This is a genomic window from Citrobacter arsenatis, from assembly GCF_004353845.1.
Taxonomy (GTDB): domain Bacteria; phylum Pseudomonadota; class Gammaproteobacteria; order Enterobacterales; family Enterobacteriaceae; genus Citrobacter; species Citrobacter arsenatis.
This window is the reverse complement of sequence record NZ_CP037864.1, coordinates 1070455-1085892: the sequence shown is the minus strand read 5'-3', so window position 1 is coordinate 1085892 and position 15438 is coordinate 1070455. Positions and strand designations below refer to the sequence as shown.

14 protein-coding genes, 1 pseudogene and 1 other annotated feature are annotated in these 15438 nt (G+C 48.6%); of the genes and pseudogenes, 11 read left to right on the top strand and 4 right to left on the bottom strand.

Annotation, left to right across the window (positions count from 1 at the left end; translation table 11 throughout):
• Nucleotides 1-32: 32 nt before the first annotated feature.
• Entirely contained in the window at nucleotides 33-1469 is a 1437-nt protein-coding gene (locus tag E1B03_RS06095; RefSeq protein WP_133085845.1) for a glycoside hydrolase family 32 protein, read from the bottom strand.
• A 19-nt stretch (nucleotides 1470-1488) separates the two neighbouring features.
• A complete protein-coding gene (locus E1B03_RS06090; RefSeq protein WP_103770995.1) occupies nucleotides 1489-2727 on the bottom strand; it encodes an MFS transporter in 1239 nt (412 codons plus the stop codon).
• A gap of 264 nt (nucleotides 2728-2991) precedes the next feature.
• Here E1B03_RS06090 and E1B03_RS06085 point away from each other — a divergent pair, with 264 nt between their 5' ends.
• From E1B03_RS06085 to E1B03_RS06080, 3 genes and pseudogenes are all read left to right on the top strand, one after another.
• Nucleotides 2992-3987: a LacI family DNA-binding transcriptional regulator gene (locus E1B03_RS06085; RefSeq protein WP_133085844.1), complete on the top strand. Its 996-nt coding sequence runs from the start codon at nucleotides 2992-2994 to the stop codon at nucleotides 3985-3987.
• A gap of 133 nt (nucleotides 3988-4120) precedes the next feature.
• Nucleotides 4121-4227 (top strand): annotated as a pseudogene (locus E1B03_RS26685) (hypothetical protein); the annotation flags it as partial.
• Nucleotides 4228-4258: 31 nt separating this feature from the next.
• A complete protein-coding gene (locus E1B03_RS06080; RefSeq protein ID WP_103770993.1) occupies nucleotides 4259-4651 on the top strand; it encodes a VOC family protein in 393 nt (130 codons plus the stop codon).
• Nucleotides 4652-4947: 296 nt separating this feature from the next.
• Here the strand turns inward: E1B03_RS06080 and E1B03_RS06075 are convergent, their stop codons facing one another.
• On the bottom strand, nucleotides 4948-5469 hold the full coding sequence (locus E1B03_RS06075) for a YbaK/EbsC family protein (protein WP_133085843.1): 522 nt from the start codon (nucleotides 5467-5469) through the stop codon (nucleotides 4948-4950).
• 136 nt (nucleotides 5470-5605) lie between these two features.
• Nucleotides 5606-6214 carry a DUF1062 domain-containing protein gene (locus E1B03_RS06070; RefSeq protein WP_103770991.1) on the bottom strand — a complete coding sequence of 203 codons (609 nt, stop codon included), beginning with the start codon at nucleotides 6212-6214 and terminating at the stop codon, nucleotides 5606-5608.
• 345 nt (nucleotides 6215-6559) lie between these two features.
• Nucleotides 6560-6653: a sequence feature (Trp leader region), on the top strand.
• Between the two features lie 145 nt (nucleotides 6654-6798).
• On the opposite strand from E1B03_RS06070, the gene trpB reads away from it, so the two are divergent.
• The 8 genes from trpB (at nucleotide 6799) to E1B03_RS06030 (ending at nucleotide 15231) form a co-directional block, all read left to right on the top strand.
• A complete protein-coding gene (trpB, locus tag E1B03_RS06065) occupies nucleotides 6799-7992 on the top strand; it encodes a tryptophan synthase subunit beta (protein ID WP_133085842.1) in 1194 nt (397 codons plus the stop codon).
• Nucleotides 7992-8801 carry a tryptophan synthase subunit alpha gene (gene trpA / locus E1B03_RS06060; protein WP_103770989.1) on the top strand — a complete coding sequence of 270 codons (810 nt, stop codon included), beginning with the start codon at nucleotides 7992-7994 and terminating at the stop codon, nucleotides 8799-8801. Before trpB ends, trpA begins: the two co-directional genes overlap by 1 nt.
• Nucleotides 8802-9176: 375 nt before the next feature.
• Nucleotides 9177-9968 carry a class I fructose-bisphosphate aldolase gene (locus tag E1B03_RS06055; protein WP_103770988.1) on the top strand — a complete coding sequence of 264 codons (792 nt, stop codon included), beginning with the start codon at nucleotides 9177-9179 and terminating at the stop codon, nucleotides 9966-9968.
• A 14-nt stretch (nucleotides 9969-9982) separates the two neighbouring features.
• Nucleotides 9983-10534, top strand: coding sequence for a glycerol-3-phosphate responsive antiterminator (locus E1B03_RS06050; protein WP_103770987.1), 552 nt, complete (start codon nucleotides 9983-9985; stop codon nucleotides 10532-10534).
• A 20-nt stretch (nucleotides 10535-10554) separates the two neighbouring features.
• A complete protein-coding gene (locus E1B03_RS06045; protein ID WP_103770986.1) occupies nucleotides 10555-12093 on the top strand; it encodes an FGGY-family carbohydrate kinase in 1539 nt (512 codons plus the stop codon).
• Between the two features lie 11 nt (nucleotides 12094-12104).
• Nucleotides 12105-12866: an SDR family NAD(P)-dependent oxidoreductase gene (locus E1B03_RS06040; RefSeq protein ID WP_103770985.1), complete on the top strand. Its 762-nt coding sequence runs from the start codon at nucleotides 12105-12107 to the stop codon at nucleotides 12864-12866.
• Between the two features lie 16 nt (nucleotides 12867-12882).
• The gene (locus tag E1B03_RS06035) at nucleotides 12883-13878 is read left to right on the top strand and encodes a 2-hydroxyacid dehydrogenase (RefSeq protein WP_133085841.1); all 996 of its coding nucleotides are present in this window, start codon (nucleotides 12883-12885) and stop codon (nucleotides 13876-13878) included.
• Between the two features lie 90 nt (nucleotides 13879-13968).
• The gene (locus tag E1B03_RS06030) at nucleotides 13969-15231 is read left to right on the top strand and encodes a PTS galactitol transporter subunit IIC (RefSeq protein WP_103770983.1); all 1263 of its coding nucleotides are present in this window, start codon (nucleotides 13969-13971) and stop codon (nucleotides 15229-15231) included.
• Nucleotides 15232-15438 lie beyond the last annotated feature (207 nt).

Here is a 15438-nt window from a genome sequence, read left to right as displayed (position 1 = left end):
CAATGTAAGAGGTAAAGCGAATCGGGACTAAATTATTTATCCCAAGACCAGTATCCTGCTTCCTGTAATGAGGCGACACCATGATTCGCAAACAGTGAAAGATCGCGCAGGGCCGGATCAGGATAAATTCGGCTACTTAAGCACGCATCACCATCATTAACAAATACCTCTACTGATGAGCGGTCGATAAAAATGCGTAATGACAGCACACCGCCTGCTGGCAACGGAATACTGCGAGTTCCTTCCAGCGAATATTCTGGATAGCGACGCTCTACTATCAGACGCTGGGCTTGATTATCAACGTAAATTCTTAGCCCCTCGCCTAATGTCATACCAAACTGTTCAGCTGTAGAAGCGTTCAGATCCCATACCAGTTGTACCTCAATTGCTTCGGCATCAGCTGTAATAAGGACTTTCTGATTACGCAGGCAGCACGCGGGCGTTGGATAATAGCTGCCACGCAGCGCGGTAACTTCATCAGCGGGTTTCATCCTCACCCGATGGTCATCACCAAGGCTCAATTCGCGCGGGAGAGACAGCATTCCGGCCCAACCGTCCTGCTGTTCAGGCATCGACGATTCCCACATATCCAGCCAACCGATAACAATTCGGCGATTATCCGGGGTTAGAAAGCTTTGCGGAGCATAAAAATCATGGCCATGGTCCAGTTCAATGAATTGTCCGTCATGGGTGAACTGTTGACCGGGCTGCCATTCGCCGAGTAAATAACCACTCTGAAAAAGGTTGCGATGGCGATAACCTTCCGCCGCAATTCCCTGTGGAGAAAACATCAGGAGCCGCTTCCCCCCGAGAGTAAAGAAATCAGGGCATTCCCACATATACCCCATCCCTTCATCAGCCTCGGCAAAAATCCCTTCGTCTTGCCATTTACGGAGATCGGATGAACTATACAGGCGAACCTGCCCTGTATTTTTCACACGGGAACCGACCACCATGTACCAGCACTCGCCTTCGCGCCATACCTTCGGGTCACGAAAATGATGCAGTTCTGACGGCGTATCAATCACCATACCATGTCGTTCAAAATGGATACCGTCACGACTGGTTGCCAGGCACTGTACCTGGTAGAGATTGTCATCTGTGTCTGGCGAACCGTGAAATTTATGTCCGGTATAAATCAGCGACAGCATATCGCCATCCACCACGGCAGAGCCGGAGAAACAGCCATCCACATCCGCAGGACCTTCCGGCGCCAGCGCGACTGGCAGATGTTCCCAGTGCACCAGATCTTTGCTGCGAGCATGCCCCCAGTGCATTGGTCCCCATTCAGGAGAATAAGGGTGATGCTGATAAAACGCGTGATACCAACCGTCAAACCATACCAGGCCGTTAGGATCGTTCATCCAGCCTGCGCGAGCAGCGAGGTGATACCGCGGATACCAACGCGGATTAATATCGGCTTGTGCTTTTTCAAGCGTCTGTTCGGCCTGTTCTAACAAGGATGTCATCGTCTTTACTCTCAGTACATTACGCAACATTTTGCTGCAGAAAAGATGGCTCAGATGTGGACTTATTTGAGCGCAAAAGGAAAATTGAAATAAACGTGGTGCAAAACACCATAATGCCCATGATTAGATAGGACTGGGCGAAACCAAATTTTTCATAGCTAAAACCTGCCAGTGGGGACAGTACAGTGCCAATAATTGAACTGGTGCAGGCGAATCCCACCAGATAAATCGTGGAGGACAGACGCTTGTCAAAATTCATACTGTTGTATTTAAAAATAGCGACTAACAATATCGGCAGTTCGACAGCGTGAAGTAATTTGGTAATAGAAATCAGCAGCGGCCCTTCCACCAGCCCGGAAGCGATCATACGCATCGCCATCACCATTCCTGCGAATATAAGGCCATTTTTTGCGCCGATGCGGTTAACCAACCAAGGCGCACAAAACATGCCTGCCGCCTCCAGAAAAACCTGGAAAGAGTTTAAATAGCCAAACATTTCATTCCCTTCTCTTAATGATGGGAACTGTGAAGAGAAATAGACCGGAAATTGCTGATCGTAGACGCCGTAAATGCAGGTACCGACCACAAAGAATATCAAAGCCCAGAAACGTGGCAGAGTAAGGAGATTCAGAGCATCTTCCAGAGAGACTTTTTTAGCGCCGATTTCGAGTTTCTCCATGCTTGCCGGAGCTGCAACTTTTAAGCGGGCCAGAAGACAGAAGAAAATTATCCCAGAGCAGGACGCCACCAGGAAATTAAGGTCAGGGTTAATGTTAAACAGCAGTCCGGCAAAAAACGTCGCCACCGCCCAGCCCAGAGATCCCCACATGCGTGCCCGACCAAACTCAAAGGTACTCTGACGCGCAACGCGTTCGGTGTAGGACTCCAGAACGCCGATACCGCCGTTAAATGTTAGCCCGATAAACAAACCACCGAATACGCTCCCCAGCAAAATGTTGATACTCAGTAAATAGCTAAATAGCAAATACGCGGGACCGGAGAGAATGAGTAATGCTGTGATGCACCATAACAGATGTTTACGCAAGCCCAGTCGGTCCTGAATAAAGCCATAACAAACCTGAGCAAAGAGCGCAGAGACGGATAACACGGAAAAGATAATTCCGGTTTCCGAAGCCTTTAGCCCCACTTCCTGATGCAACCAAATAGAGAGAAGTGAACTTGATGAGGACCAGGTCACAAAGAAAAAAAACAGCAGCGCGCTAAGCAGCAGATAGCTGCGAGAAGGTCTTTTTTTCATTTACGTAATCTCAGGGAAATGACATGATGAGATGGTAACGTTAACATTTTGCGGGTACACTTGATTTTGACGCGATAATCGATGTTAATCACAAAAGTTAACGTTAACATTTTTATGTTAAGATCAAGCTCACATTTTTTATCGTCGCTTGCATTTCCTCGAGGTTCGATGCCTAGAATAGGTATTTGTCTTTGTTCACAACCCGTTAATAGATGGATTGCGTACAAAATCTGGATTGGGTAGTTAGTATTTTTACGGAAGACTATGGCATCTCTAAAAGATGTGGCCAGACTGGCCAATGTATCGCTAATGACCGTATCTCGGGTGCTAAACGATCCGAAACGGGTGAAGCCTGAAACCCTATCCAGGGTTCAGGAGGCAATCTTACAGCTCAATTATGTACCGGATCTCTCTGCCCGCCAGGTCCGTCGTGTCGGCTCCAGGAATAAAACGATTGGCGTGCTCGCGTTGGATACTGTCACGACTCCTTTTTCTGTCGACATCACGTTGTCTATTGAAGAAACCGCACGCGCGTACGGCTGGAATAGCTTCGTGGTTAATATGTTTGCCGATGATAACCCTGACGATATTGTTGATCTGCTGCTCGCACACCGCCCCGGAGGGATCATTTTCACCACAATGGGCTTACGTGAGGTCAACGTCCCTTCCAGGCTGCTGAAGCATCCTTGCGTTCTGGCCAACTGTGAGAACAACGGAGAACCGGTTGCCAGCTATATTCCCAATGATGAACAAGGACAGTATACAGCCGTACAGGCGCTATTAGCGGCGGGTTACCGTCGCCCTCTTTGCTTACATTTACCCGTCAATCATCTGGCGACGCGTCGCCGCCGTCTGGGACTTGATCGCGCCTGCCGTGAAGCCAATATTAATCCTGACGTACTCGATCACTGCTATATGCAATATGGAGATGAACACTATCGTGATATTCCAGATATCTTGTTGAAGTATTTTGCTCAGGGGATACCGCAATTTGATTCGGTAATCTGTGGCAATGACCGTATCGCATTTATGGTATATCAGACGCTGTTAACACAGGGGATCCGCATTCCACAGGACATTGCTGTTCTTGGGTATGATAACCTCGTCGGGATCGGAAATTTGTTCTTACCCCCGCTTTCCACAGTCCAGTTACCGCATTATGAGATTGGGCGGTTAAGTACGTTGCACATTATCAATGGCGACAGCCACCGGGAGAAAATTCTGGTCGACAGCCCCTGGCTGCTGAGAGAATCATTCTGAACATGACGACAGGTTATCCCATTTACGTCACCTCGATGGCATAACCATCTGCTACCGCTGGCCAGTTTTTGTTGTCCACTACAGGACACGAACAAAAGGAACATTGTCTGACACAGCATGAACGTTTTTGCCTGGCCTGGCGGAGTTTCTCGACTCATGGGCCCGGAAGAAACGTGTATCCGCGCTAAGCGTTATCTTACAGCGATGCCCGCCTGGGCGCATAAGGCAGATAACCTCTGAGCATCCCTTCATCCATAAGAAGAGGGAAAGTATGTTTTCTTACATTATGTTAGGTACTAACCATCTCCCACGCGCCATTCAATTTTACGATCCACTAATGGAACTGCTTGGGCAACCGCAGGCCGGGCGTAATGAAGAAGGTGCGTCGTGGGGAACGTTCAACAACAACCACACCGTTGGACTTTGCATCGGCAGCCCCTTTAATCAACAACCTGCCAGCGTTGGAAATGGCACGATGGTGGCGCTGAATGCGCGTTCCGTCGAGCATATTGAGCAGTTGTACGCACTCGCACTCAGCCTGGGCGGCAAAGATGAAGGCGCGCCGGGGCATAGACCGCAGTATGGTCAGGGCTTCTACAGCGCCTACGTACGCGATCCGGATGGCAATAAGCTCGCGTTCATCTATTACGCGAGCATAGCCTGACGAATTCTTTACCTGGCGGTTTTGTTACCGAAGAACACTCAACGGGGTCACTTTTTCAGCCCCAGTGCCCCCTTATAAAAGTTGCAGCTCTGCGTCTACACGCTCAACCCACCGAGGCGAAAAAGCATTAATACGACAAGATAGGTGAAACATGATTTTCTTAAATGCCGAGGAGGTCATGAGTTAACGGCATTAGCCAGAGTGATACCGGCATCAATAACTACGGAGCCAGTGAAGTACCGCCCCCCTGCAGACCAGGGCGTCCTCGTACGGTGAAAACCACGTTATGCACTTTTTTACGTATCAATCCATTGAGGTAGCAGGATCACTCTATCGGTCTGAATATCTACAGGGGAATAACCGAAAAATGTTAGTAGCCGCAATAAGTCTTTTTTAGAAATACAGACCGAAGCCGTGTTGCTCAAAGGGTGAAAACCCAGTGGCTGACTCGGTGATACAGAGGGATCAATGACTACACGGATATCCCTCACCTTGTTATGTGGGAGAGCAAAAGGCGTAACCCCGCCAGGTTCCACACCGAGTATTTCTATTAACTCGTCTGGTTTAGCGAAAGACAGACGTGATTCATTAAGCTGAAGCACTAACTCACGAAGATCGGCCTTTTGATTGCCATCGAGGATATACAGGTAAAAATGCTTACCAGAACTGTTTTTCAATAACAGGTTCTTCAACAGTTGCGCCGGAAAATCCGCGGCAAAACTTGCATGCTCAGCGACAGTTTTCACTTCCGGATGTGATATGTACCGAAAAGATATATCCAGCTCATTAAGCAATTTCAGAACCGCATGCTCATTCATATTTTCCCCTAAGTATCATCACAACCTTTAGCTTATGTCCGAGGCAATGAAATTCACCTGAAGCCCATCCTGAGTCTTTCCTTCTGTTAAGCCATGACTATATTGGCGCAACCGACTCAAGATGAGCGTCTTACTTTTAACGATGTTTCAGAGCTATCCTGCGCTGGGCGAACAGCGTTTCCGCAGACAGTTGAAACTTATATTCTGTATCCTTCAGCTTCCGCGATTTAAGCTTTTTCATCGTGATACCCCTTATTTTTCCTGACTCAACTCGCCTCTTGATTTCGCCGGCGCTCAGCATGAGTTGCTTTTGCAAAATAGACATCAGGCTGACCTGAAAAGAACGGGAAATCCTGACGCTAACCTCAATCCGTTCGCCGGGAGAAAGACTGGCTGACCATTGCTCCTGAATGCGGAAATCAGGTCGACCCGAGAGCTCGGCATTATTTCGCTTCAGCGTAGTGTTGTCATAAGCAAAATATAGAACCGTGGCGGCATCGTTCGCCATCAATCGGTGATGAAGTTCACGATCAATTTTGCTGACGTGCAGACGTGAAAATAGCGCGATATTCCAGGTGTAATTGCAGTGCACGCACTTATAGATGCTCCAGACATCCAGTACCTTCTTTTGCGAATTAACCCGAAATGCCCCCGAAGGCGTAAAGTCCCGTTTAATGCTGCATGAAGGGCAGTGTTTAGCAATGCGCTGATACCCCACGGGCGAGACGGTCCATGTAACTTTCATAACGTACCTTTTTTAACCCATACAAAACCGAATCCGTGCTTAACGGACCATATATGTTTATGTATGAAAAATATTTATAAGATATTTTTCAGTGGGTTAAGAAAAGATTTCCAACGTTACAATCCTGTCAGTCAACAATAATTAGGCCGAGACTAACAAAGTAGCCATTATCGGGTATATGAGTTTAATCAATCCTGATGATGTTTTTTTCCTGAATGCAACGAACGTAAGTTCGAACAATTAATCGCCAAAAAAGAGTTGACTCCGGCCCTTTGAACCAGTTAACTAGTACGAAGGTTCACTTAAAAAAGGTATGGGACAATGAAATTATCAATGATGACTCTGCATGCCTGGTGGCGCACTTCCCGATAACGGGCAGTATCGCCACGTCTGCAATTTGCACACCGATACCCGGCCCGCCATGAGCGGGCTTTTTTTTGCCCAAAGATTAGCGAACGCGAATCACCGCAGTATGTAAACGCAGCCGGGATGCGCTGCGCAGCCCTTAATTTTACTTCCGTGCAGTGTCAGAAGCGGGAAGTTGGCCCAACTCATCAGGCACTGCCCATACACAAGGAGCATTAATGAGCACACTACTTAACCCCTACTTTGGCGAATTTGGCGGGATGTTTGTCCCTCAAATCCTGATGCCAGCGCTGCGTGAATTGGAAGAAGCCTTCGTCAGTGCGCAAAAAGACCCCGCATTCCAGGCTGAGCTTACTAACCTGCTGAAAAACTATGCAGGCCGGCCAACTGCCCTGACAAAATGCCGAAACCTGGCTGAAGGCACCCGCACTACGCTGTACCTCAAACGCGAAGATCTACTGCACGGTGGGGCCCATAAAACCAATCAGGTACTGGGCCAGGCACTGCTGGCAAAGCGAATGGGCAAGACCGAAATTATTGCTGAAACCGGAGCCGGTCAGCATGGCGTGGCGTCGGCTCTCGCCAGTGCGCTGCTTGGCCTGAAATGCCGTATTTATATGGGCGCGAAGGATATTGAGCGTCAGTCGCCGAATGTTTTTCGGATGCGCCTGATGGGGGCGGAGGTGATCCCCGTCCACAGCGGTTCAGCGACCCTGAAAGATGCCTCCAACGAGGCGCTTCGCGACTGGTCCGGCAGCTACGAAACGGCGCATTTTATGCTGGGTACTGCCGCAGGTCCGCACCCATTCCCGACCATTGTGCGTGAGTTTCAACGCATGATTGGCGAGGAAACCCGAGTGCAGATTCAGGAAAAAGAAGGTCGTTTGCCGGATGCGGTGATTGCCTGTGTGGGCGGGGGGTCAAACGCAATTGGCATGTTTGCCGACTTTATTGATGAACCATGCGTCGGGCTGATCGGTGTGGAACCTGCTGGTCATGGCATTGAAACTGGGGAGCACGGTGCCCCGCTAAAACATGGCCGTGTGGGTATCTACTTTGGCATGAAATCACCCATGATGCAGACCGATGAGGGACAACTCATTGAATCCTGCTCCATTTCTGCCGGCCTGGACTTCCCCTCCGTTGGACCACAGCATGCGCACCTGAACAGCACGGGGCGAGCCAACTATGTCTCCGTGACCGATAATGAGGCGCTGGATGCCTTCAAAACCCTGAGCAGGAAAGAAGGCATTATTCCCGCACTTGAATCCTCTCACGCACTGGCCCACGCACTGAGAATGATGCGTGAAAATCCGGATAAAGAACAACTGCTGGTGGTCAACCTTTCCGGGCGCGGCGACAAAGACATTTTCACCGTACACGATATTCTGCACGCACGAGGAGAAATTTGATGGAACGCTATAACAACCTGTTTACCGAGCTGAAAACCCGTGGAGAAGGTGCATTTGTCCCTTTCGTGATGTTAGGTGATCCCAACCCGACACATTCGCTCAGGATTATTGACACTCTGATTGAAGCAGGTGCTGATGCACTGGAACTGGGCATACCCTTCTCCGATCCACTGGCAGATGGCCCAACCATTCAGAACGCCGCACTGCGGGCTTTCGCGGCTGATGTCACACCAAGAGTATGTTTTGAGATGTTAGCCACTATTCGCCATAAGCATCCGGACATCCCCATTGGCCTGCTGATGTACGCCAATCTGGTTTTTAACCGAGGCATTGATGAGTTTTATGCCGGGTGTGAACGTGCCGGGGTCGATTCGGTACTGGTTGCAGATGTACCGTTCGAGGCGTCAACGCCGTTTCGCGAGGCGGCGATAAACCATCACATCGCCCCCATCTTTATCTGCCCACCAAATGCTAATGATGAACTGCTACATCAGATAGCAACCTACGGGCGTGGATATACCTATTTGCTTTCCCGCGCCGGGGTAACCGGTACTGAACGGCAGGCGACAGGGTCATTGCACCATTTAGTGAAAAAACTGGAGGAGTATCAGGCACCACCCACGGTGCAAGGGTTTGGGATCTCCACACCCCAGCAGGTTTCTGACGCTATACAAGCTGGTGCGGCTGGCGCAATATCCGGCTCTGCCATCGTCAACATCATCGAGAAATATGCGGCGAATGAAGACGTGATGCTGGCAGAACTGAAGGCATTTGTGGTGAGTATGAAAGCCGCAACCCGTCGGATATAGAAGGAAGCCTGCCGGGCTAAATAACGCCCCCGTCAGCAAATTTCCGACAGAATAATTAATTGTTCGATTTCAACTGGTTGTATTAAATCGTTGTACTGTTGATTCTTACAAAAATAAAAAATTGACGTGATCAGCATCTCAGTTTTGGCACTCAAGCTAGACAAGCTAATCCTGAGCATGTTAGTTATTTAAGTACGCAAGAGAACGGATTTAAATATAAACAAAGTTTAAACCCCTCTCAAATTGCAAAACAAATTAGCTGATAATGATTTGGATTTCTGAACCATTATCACAAGGGTATGTGAATAGAAAGCCCTCAGAGACATGAGTCTCTGAGGGCTTTTTTTTGTTTTTTTCTTGCTAAGGAGTATATAAATGTCTAAAGAACGCCGTCTCTCAAAGATTTTTGCAAAAGATGGTAAATCAGTGACATTAGCGTTGGATGGTTACTATTTTTCCACGAAAACAAATGGTATTGATAATACGATAAACCAACTGCCTGCATTGGTTGAGCAAGGGCTGGATTGTGCGTTGGTCACGTACGGCATGCTGAAAAATTTTCGTGAGCCATTAAATTCTGTTCCTGTTGTATTACGCGTCGATAGTACAGTCAGTATTTTTGATAATACCGTTCCCGATACTACCCCGATGTTTACCGTTGAAGATGCGTTGAAAGTCGGCGCTGAAGGTGTCGTCTGCATGACCTTCCCCGGTGCTTTCAACGAAGAAAAAACGCACATCATGGCAATGCAACTGGCACAAGCCGCAGACCGCTGGAACGTGCCACTGATTGTCGAATCACTTCCATATGGCTACCCCGTGACCAGTGACGACTCGAACAACCCGGCGATTATCGCCGCCTCGGCTCGCGCCGCTGTGGAACTGGGTGCCGATATCATTAAAACGCGCTTTACAGGCACTGCGGAAGACCGCTTGATCGTTGAAGCGGCAGGCGTTCCCGTCCTTGCACTTGGTGGCCCCAAAACCGGCATTGATGGTTACTTCAAGTTTGTTCAGCACTGTATGCAGGTTGGGGCTAAAGGTGTGGCAGTGGGTCGTAATATCACTCAGGATCCGCGACCAGACAGAGTGGTCGCAGGTCTGAATGCTATCGTCCATGAAAATGCCACTGCGGAAGAAGCATACAGCCTCTATATGGCTAAATAACATCGGATACTAATATGTTTTTAAATAACACCATCATTCCTTCAGTCAGAAAATACAAACACTTTGACAAGGCATTATCCTGTTCATCGGAATATGTCCTGTTGTCAGAGGCCAATATCGGCAATCTGCAATCACTGATAGGCAAATGTCATCAAAGTGGTAAGAAAGTTTTGGTCCATCTGGAGTTACTCGGCGGGTTTAAACCCGATCAGGCCGGAATCAATCTACTGAAAAGTTATTATAAAGTTGATGGTGTTATTTCTTCCAATCTCTCCGCCCTGCGCTATGCAAAAAAAGAGGGGTTGTTGACTATTTTTCGGGTATTACTTATCGATTCTCGATCGTTAGATCAGTCTATCGATATAGTTAAACATAACCCGCCGGATGCAATAGAAATCTTACCTGCTGAATATGCCTGCCAGTGCCTGGAATTGATTAGCCGAAATTTGAATGGCTTTGACGTGATATTCATCGCCGGGGGCTTTGTAAAGCGGAAATACCTTGTAGATAAAATATTCCATGCCGGGTTTAAAGGAATAACCACCAGCGAGCCAGGTTTATGGTAACCAATAAGGAGTCCACGGTAATGAAAGATGAATATGTAATGGGTATCGACAATGGCGGGACAGTCACTAAGGCGGCTATCTACGATCGTAACGGCAACGTTGTTTCTATCGCGTCAAAATCTACCCAGATGCTGACACCCAAGGAATTTCATACCGAACGCGATATTAGCGAGTTGTGGGCGGCTAACATTGAGGTCATCAAAAAAGCGATTGAACAATCAGGGATCGACGCCAGCCAAATCAAAGGGGTTGCTGTCACCGGGCACGGGAACGGATTGTATCTGGTAGACGAAGCTGGCAACCCGGCACGCAACGGCATTATCTCAACCGACAGTCGGGCAAAAGAGTACGTAGAAAAGTGGCAAAACTCACCTGAGTTTCTAACCGACATCCTGCCTAAAACCATGCAGTCAATTTGGGCCGGACAACCCATCGCTCTGCTGGCATGGCTAAAGGATAACGAGCCGGAGGTGCTGCAGAAAGCACATACCATTTTTATGGTAAAAGACCTGATCCGCTTCTACCTAACCGGAGAGGCTTATCTTGAACTGACTGACATCTCCGGGACCAACCTGATTAACGTACGTGATCGCAAGTATGACGATGAACTGTTGGCGTGGTGGGGGCTTGCTGACCTGCGCGCGAAGTTGCCACCCGTCAAACTGTCTACGGACTGCTGCGGTCGGATAACCGATGAAGTCGCCCGTCAAACAGGCTTATGCGCCGGCACGCCCGTCTCTGGCGGTGTGTTCGATATATCCGCCTCGTCTGTCGCCTCCGGGATTAATTCTCTCGATAAGCTGGCTATCATCACCGGTACCTGGAGCATCAATGAATATGTGACTGACCATCCGGTTATCGACAAAGATCTGTTTATGACCTCAATTTATCCGATCGACGGTAAATGGCTAATAACCGAAGCCAGTCCGACGTCTGCCAGTAATCTTGAATGGTTTATTAATAACTTCATGGAGAACGACCGGGAAACCGCTGCTGGCCAGGGGTCTTCCGTCTATGAATTGTGCAACACACTGGTCACATCCACGACGCCAGATGAAAGTCATCTGCTGTTCTTTCCTTTCGTGTTTGGCTCTAACACCATTCCCGATGCCTCAGCAGGCTTTATTGGCGTGAACAGTTTCCATAAAAAAGCGCATTTTCTGAGGGCGATTTATGAAGGTGTTGCTTTCAGCCACCTCTATCACACCGAGCGTTTACGGAACATCAATCCGGATTTGAGTCGGACCATCCGAATTGCTGGCGGAGTCACCAACTCTCCAGTCTGGTTACAGGTGTTTGCCGATATCTTCCAGTGCACGCTTGAGATTGTCGATGTCAAAGAACACGGCACACTGGGTACCGCAATGACAGCCGCTGTAATGATTGGCTGGTTTGATGATGTCTTTGCCGCATCCAATGAAATGGTGCGCGTCGCGCGTACCGTAACGCCGAACCCGGCCCTCCAGCAGGTTTACCAGGATAAATATCAGCTCTACAAAAACCTGTTATCTGAAATGCAGTCCCCATGGAAAAGCTGCAGTAACTACATCACGCATTAAGTGAGGAATGAATGGATCTAAATCTGAAACACCGCACTGCCATCGTCACCGGTGGTGCCACGGGGCTTGGCCGGGAGTTTGTCCTTTCGCTGGCTAAAGAAGGCGTCAATATCTGTTTCACGTATATGCGTGATGAAGAATGCCCGGAGCTACTGATTGAACAGGTGAAATCCACCGCTGACGTCAAAATCATTGCGGTGAAAACCGATCTTGCCGATGAGAAAAGTCGGGAGCATCTCTTTGCGGCCTGTATTGAGGACCTGGGAAAGGCCGACATTCTGGTTAATAACGCGGGCATCTGGCTCAGTGGTTACGTCACAGAAATAACCCCGCAGGACTGGGATTTAGTAATGAATGTGAACCTGAAAGCGGTATTCCATTTAAGCCAGCTGTTTGTGAACCACTGCCTGCAACAAGATCAGGCTGGCAGCATTTTGAATATTACCTCACAGGCTGCGTTCCATGGCTCTACAACCGGCCATGCCCATTATGCAGCCAGTAAAGCGGGCCTGGTGGCTTTCTCTATCTCGCTGGCAAGGGAAGTAGCAAAACAGAAAATCAACGTGAACAACATCGCCGTCGGGATTATGGACACGGCGATGATCCGTAAAAATATTGAACAGGACCCTGCCTATTACGTCAGCCGGATTCCAGTAGGACGGGTAGCTCAGCCAAATGAAATTGCCGACATCGGGGTCTTCATGGTTTCTCCTAAAACCAGCTATATGACGGGAGCAACTCTGGATGTCACCGGCGGTATGTTGATGCGTTAATCTATGGAGAATCACTATGAAATGTCTGGCGATAGCCGATCTTTTTATCAACAAAGCGATGATGGATGCAGGTCTTAACGCGCTCAGGGATAAAGGTATCGACGTTGAAATTCGTGAATGGTCGCATGAATCGGTCGAAAAATTGCAGGAGGATAATCTGCGGGTCGAGCAGGAAGGCGCAGAAGCAGTCGCGTTACCCGCAGCCTTACTCCAGGATGCTGACGACGTTGAAATCCTGATAACCCAGTTTGCCCCGGTCAATACAGCGGTGCTGGATAAGCTGCCAAAGCTCAAATACATTGGTGTATTACGAGGGGGCGTTGAAAACGTCAACCAGCAAGCCGCACTGGCCCGAGGAATTGAGGTAATGAACACGCCGGGGCGCAATGCTCGCAGCGTGGCGGAGTTTACGGTCGGGATGATGCTGGCTGAAATGCGCAATATTGCCCGTTCTCACGACGCATTACGCGATAAGTTCTGGCGTAAAGACAGCCCTAATCACCAGGCTATTCCTGAGCTTGGCGGTAAGGTTGTCGGTCTGGTTGGTTTGGGCCATATTGCCCAACTGGTCGCGGGCTTTCTTAGCGGCTTTGGCACAGAAATTATCTTTTATGATAAGTACGTATCAGGCCACGAACGCTATGAGAAAGTCGATTCCCTCGACGAACTGGTAACACGAGCTGACGTGGTATCACTCCATGCCCGTATGACGCCGGAAACCGAAAACCTCATCAACGCGCATCATTTCGGGTTAATGAAAAGCAGCGCCATTATTGTTAACACTGCGCGCTCCGGGTTAATCAATGAACGCGATCTGATTGACGCTCTACAGGCCGGAAAAATTATGGGGGCAGCGTTGGATACTTTCGACGATGAACCGTTACCCGATGACAGCGCATTTTATTTGCTGAATAACGTTACCATCACCCCGCATATTGCGGGAAGTACTCTCGACGCCTTTAGCAACTCACCCAAACTATTTGCTGAGATCCTGCTGAAGAAACTCGGTTAAATATAAAAAAAAGACCTTTAAGGTTTTTATACAGCCCATTGGGCACGGGTTTGCTCGCGCCCAATTCAGCTGCCTTTATAAGGAATTATTATGGATATTATCAACAGCATTATTAGTCTGGGGGCATCAGTAATGATGCCAGTAATATTCTTTATTATTGCACTTTGCTTTGGGGTAAAAATCGGTACGGCATTTAAAGCCGGGATGCTGGTCGGTATTGGGTTTGAGGGCGTCGGTCTGGTGATTGGTCTGCTGCTGACTAACATTGGCCCTGCGTCTCAGGCAATGGTCGAACGCATCGGCCTGCAGCTGAATGTCGTCGATACCGGATGGCCAACAGCGTCAACGATCGGCTGGGGCTCTCCGCTGATGCTGCCTGTAGTGGTCGGTTTTATTGTCATCAATCTGGCCATGCTGCTGCTCAAATTAACCAAAACGGTGAATATCGATATCTTCAACTATTGGATATTTCTGATAATGGGTTCGGTCGTGTACGCCGGAACGGGAAACTATTGGCTTTCTGTTGGTATTACATTTGGTATTTTTGTATTAACGTTACTGGCAGCAGATTTAACCGCCCCATATTTGCAAAAAAACTATAATCTCAAAGGGATTTCCTTCCCCCATCTTACCTGTATAGCCTACGTCCCCTTTGGCATTGCCTGTAATTACATTATTGATAGAATTCCGCTTATCAATAAAATCAATTTTGACCCGGAAAGCATTAATAAAAAATTCGGTGTATTTGGTGAGCCTTTGACGCTAGGTTTTGTCCTGGGATTGCTGCTGGCATTCCTTGCCGGGTATGACGTTTCAGCCGCCGTTTCGCTGGCAATCAAAGTCTCCGCCGCGATGCTGCTGTTGCCAAAAATGATTGAAATACTGGTGCAAGGGTTACTGATCGTCCGTGATGCCGCAGAAGCAAAATTGAAGGCTAAATTCCCTGACCGCGACTTTTACATCGGCATGGATACCGCGTTATTAATTGGCGAACCTTCAGTGCTGGCAACCGGACTGCTGTTAATCCCGATGGCCGTGGTGCTGTCTATCATTCTGCCCGGTAACCGCGTACTGCCATTTGTCGATCTGGCTTCATTGATGTTCCTGCTGGCGATGGTCACGCCATTCTGTAAACGTAATATGTTCCGCATGTTCATTAGCGGCACGCTGATCGTCAGCTGCATTTTGTACGTCGGAACGGACATTTCGAAGGAATACACCCAGGCGGCGGTTAACTCCAACATCCCGGTACCAGAGGGGATGTCTGAAATTACCAATATTGTCGGGGGCGCGACCACACCGGTTGGGTGGCTGGCAGTCAAATTTGGGGAGTTTTTCAGTACTGCGCCGTAATCAAAAGATGGATTACGAAAACAGAGGGCAATTTTCAGCCCTCTGTTACCCACGTTTTAACTGTGGTTTTACACATCAAGCAGGCTACATAACCTTTCCTGAACCAGTTCACACTTTTCGAACTCGTAAATACCCATGTTAACGCTGTGTGTTACCATTCACCCTGTAAATACCTATCAACTCAACCCGAGGCTTTGATGCTGGAGA

Coding starts and splice junctions, on each gene's coding strand:
- E1B03_RS06095 (WP_133085845.1), bottom strand. CDS start 1,469: ATGACATCCTTGTTAGAACAGGCCGAACAGACGCTTGAAAAAGCACAA.
- E1B03_RS06090 (WP_103770995.1), bottom strand. CDS start 2,727: ATGAAAAAAAGACCTTCTCGCAGCTATCTGCTGCTTAGCGCGCTGCTG.
- E1B03_RS06085 (WP_133085844.1), top strand. CDS start 2,992: ATGGCATCTCTAAAAGATGTGGCCAGACTGGCCAATGTATCGCTAATG.
- E1B03_RS06080 (WP_103770993.1), top strand. CDS start 4,259: ATGTTTTCTTACATTATGTTAGGTACTAACCATCTCCCACGCGCCATT.
- E1B03_RS06075 (WP_133085843.1), bottom strand. CDS start 5,469: ATGAATGAGCATGCGGTTCTGAAATTGCTTAATGAGCTGGATATATCT.
- E1B03_RS06070 (WP_103770991.1), bottom strand. CDS start 6,214: ATGAAAGTTACATGGACCGTCTCGCCCGTGGGGTATCAGCGCATTGCT.
- trpB (WP_133085842.1), top strand. CDS start 6,799: ATGAGCACACTACTTAACCCCTACTTTGGCGAATTTGGCGGGATGTTT.
- trpA (WP_103770989.1), top strand. CDS start 7,992: ATGGAACGCTATAACAACCTGTTTACCGAGCTGAAAACCCGTGGAGAA.
- E1B03_RS06055 (WP_103770988.1), top strand. CDS start 9,177: ATGTCTAAAGAACGCCGTCTCTCAAAGATTTTTGCAAAAGATGGTAAA.
- E1B03_RS06050 (WP_103770987.1), top strand. CDS start 9,983: ATGTTTTTAAATAACACCATCATTCCTTCAGTCAGAAAATACAAACAC.
- E1B03_RS06045 (WP_103770986.1), top strand. CDS start 10,555: ATGAAAGATGAATATGTAATGGGTATCGACAATGGCGGGACAGTCACT.
- E1B03_RS06040 (WP_103770985.1), top strand. CDS start 12,105: ATGGATCTAAATCTGAAACACCGCACTGCCATCGTCACCGGTGGTGCC.
- E1B03_RS06035 (WP_133085841.1), top strand. CDS start 12,883: ATGAAATGTCTGGCGATAGCCGATCTTTTTATCAACAAAGCGATGATG.
- E1B03_RS06030 (WP_103770983.1), top strand. CDS start 13,969: ATGGATATTATCAACAGCATTATTAGTCTGGGGGCATCAGTAATGATG.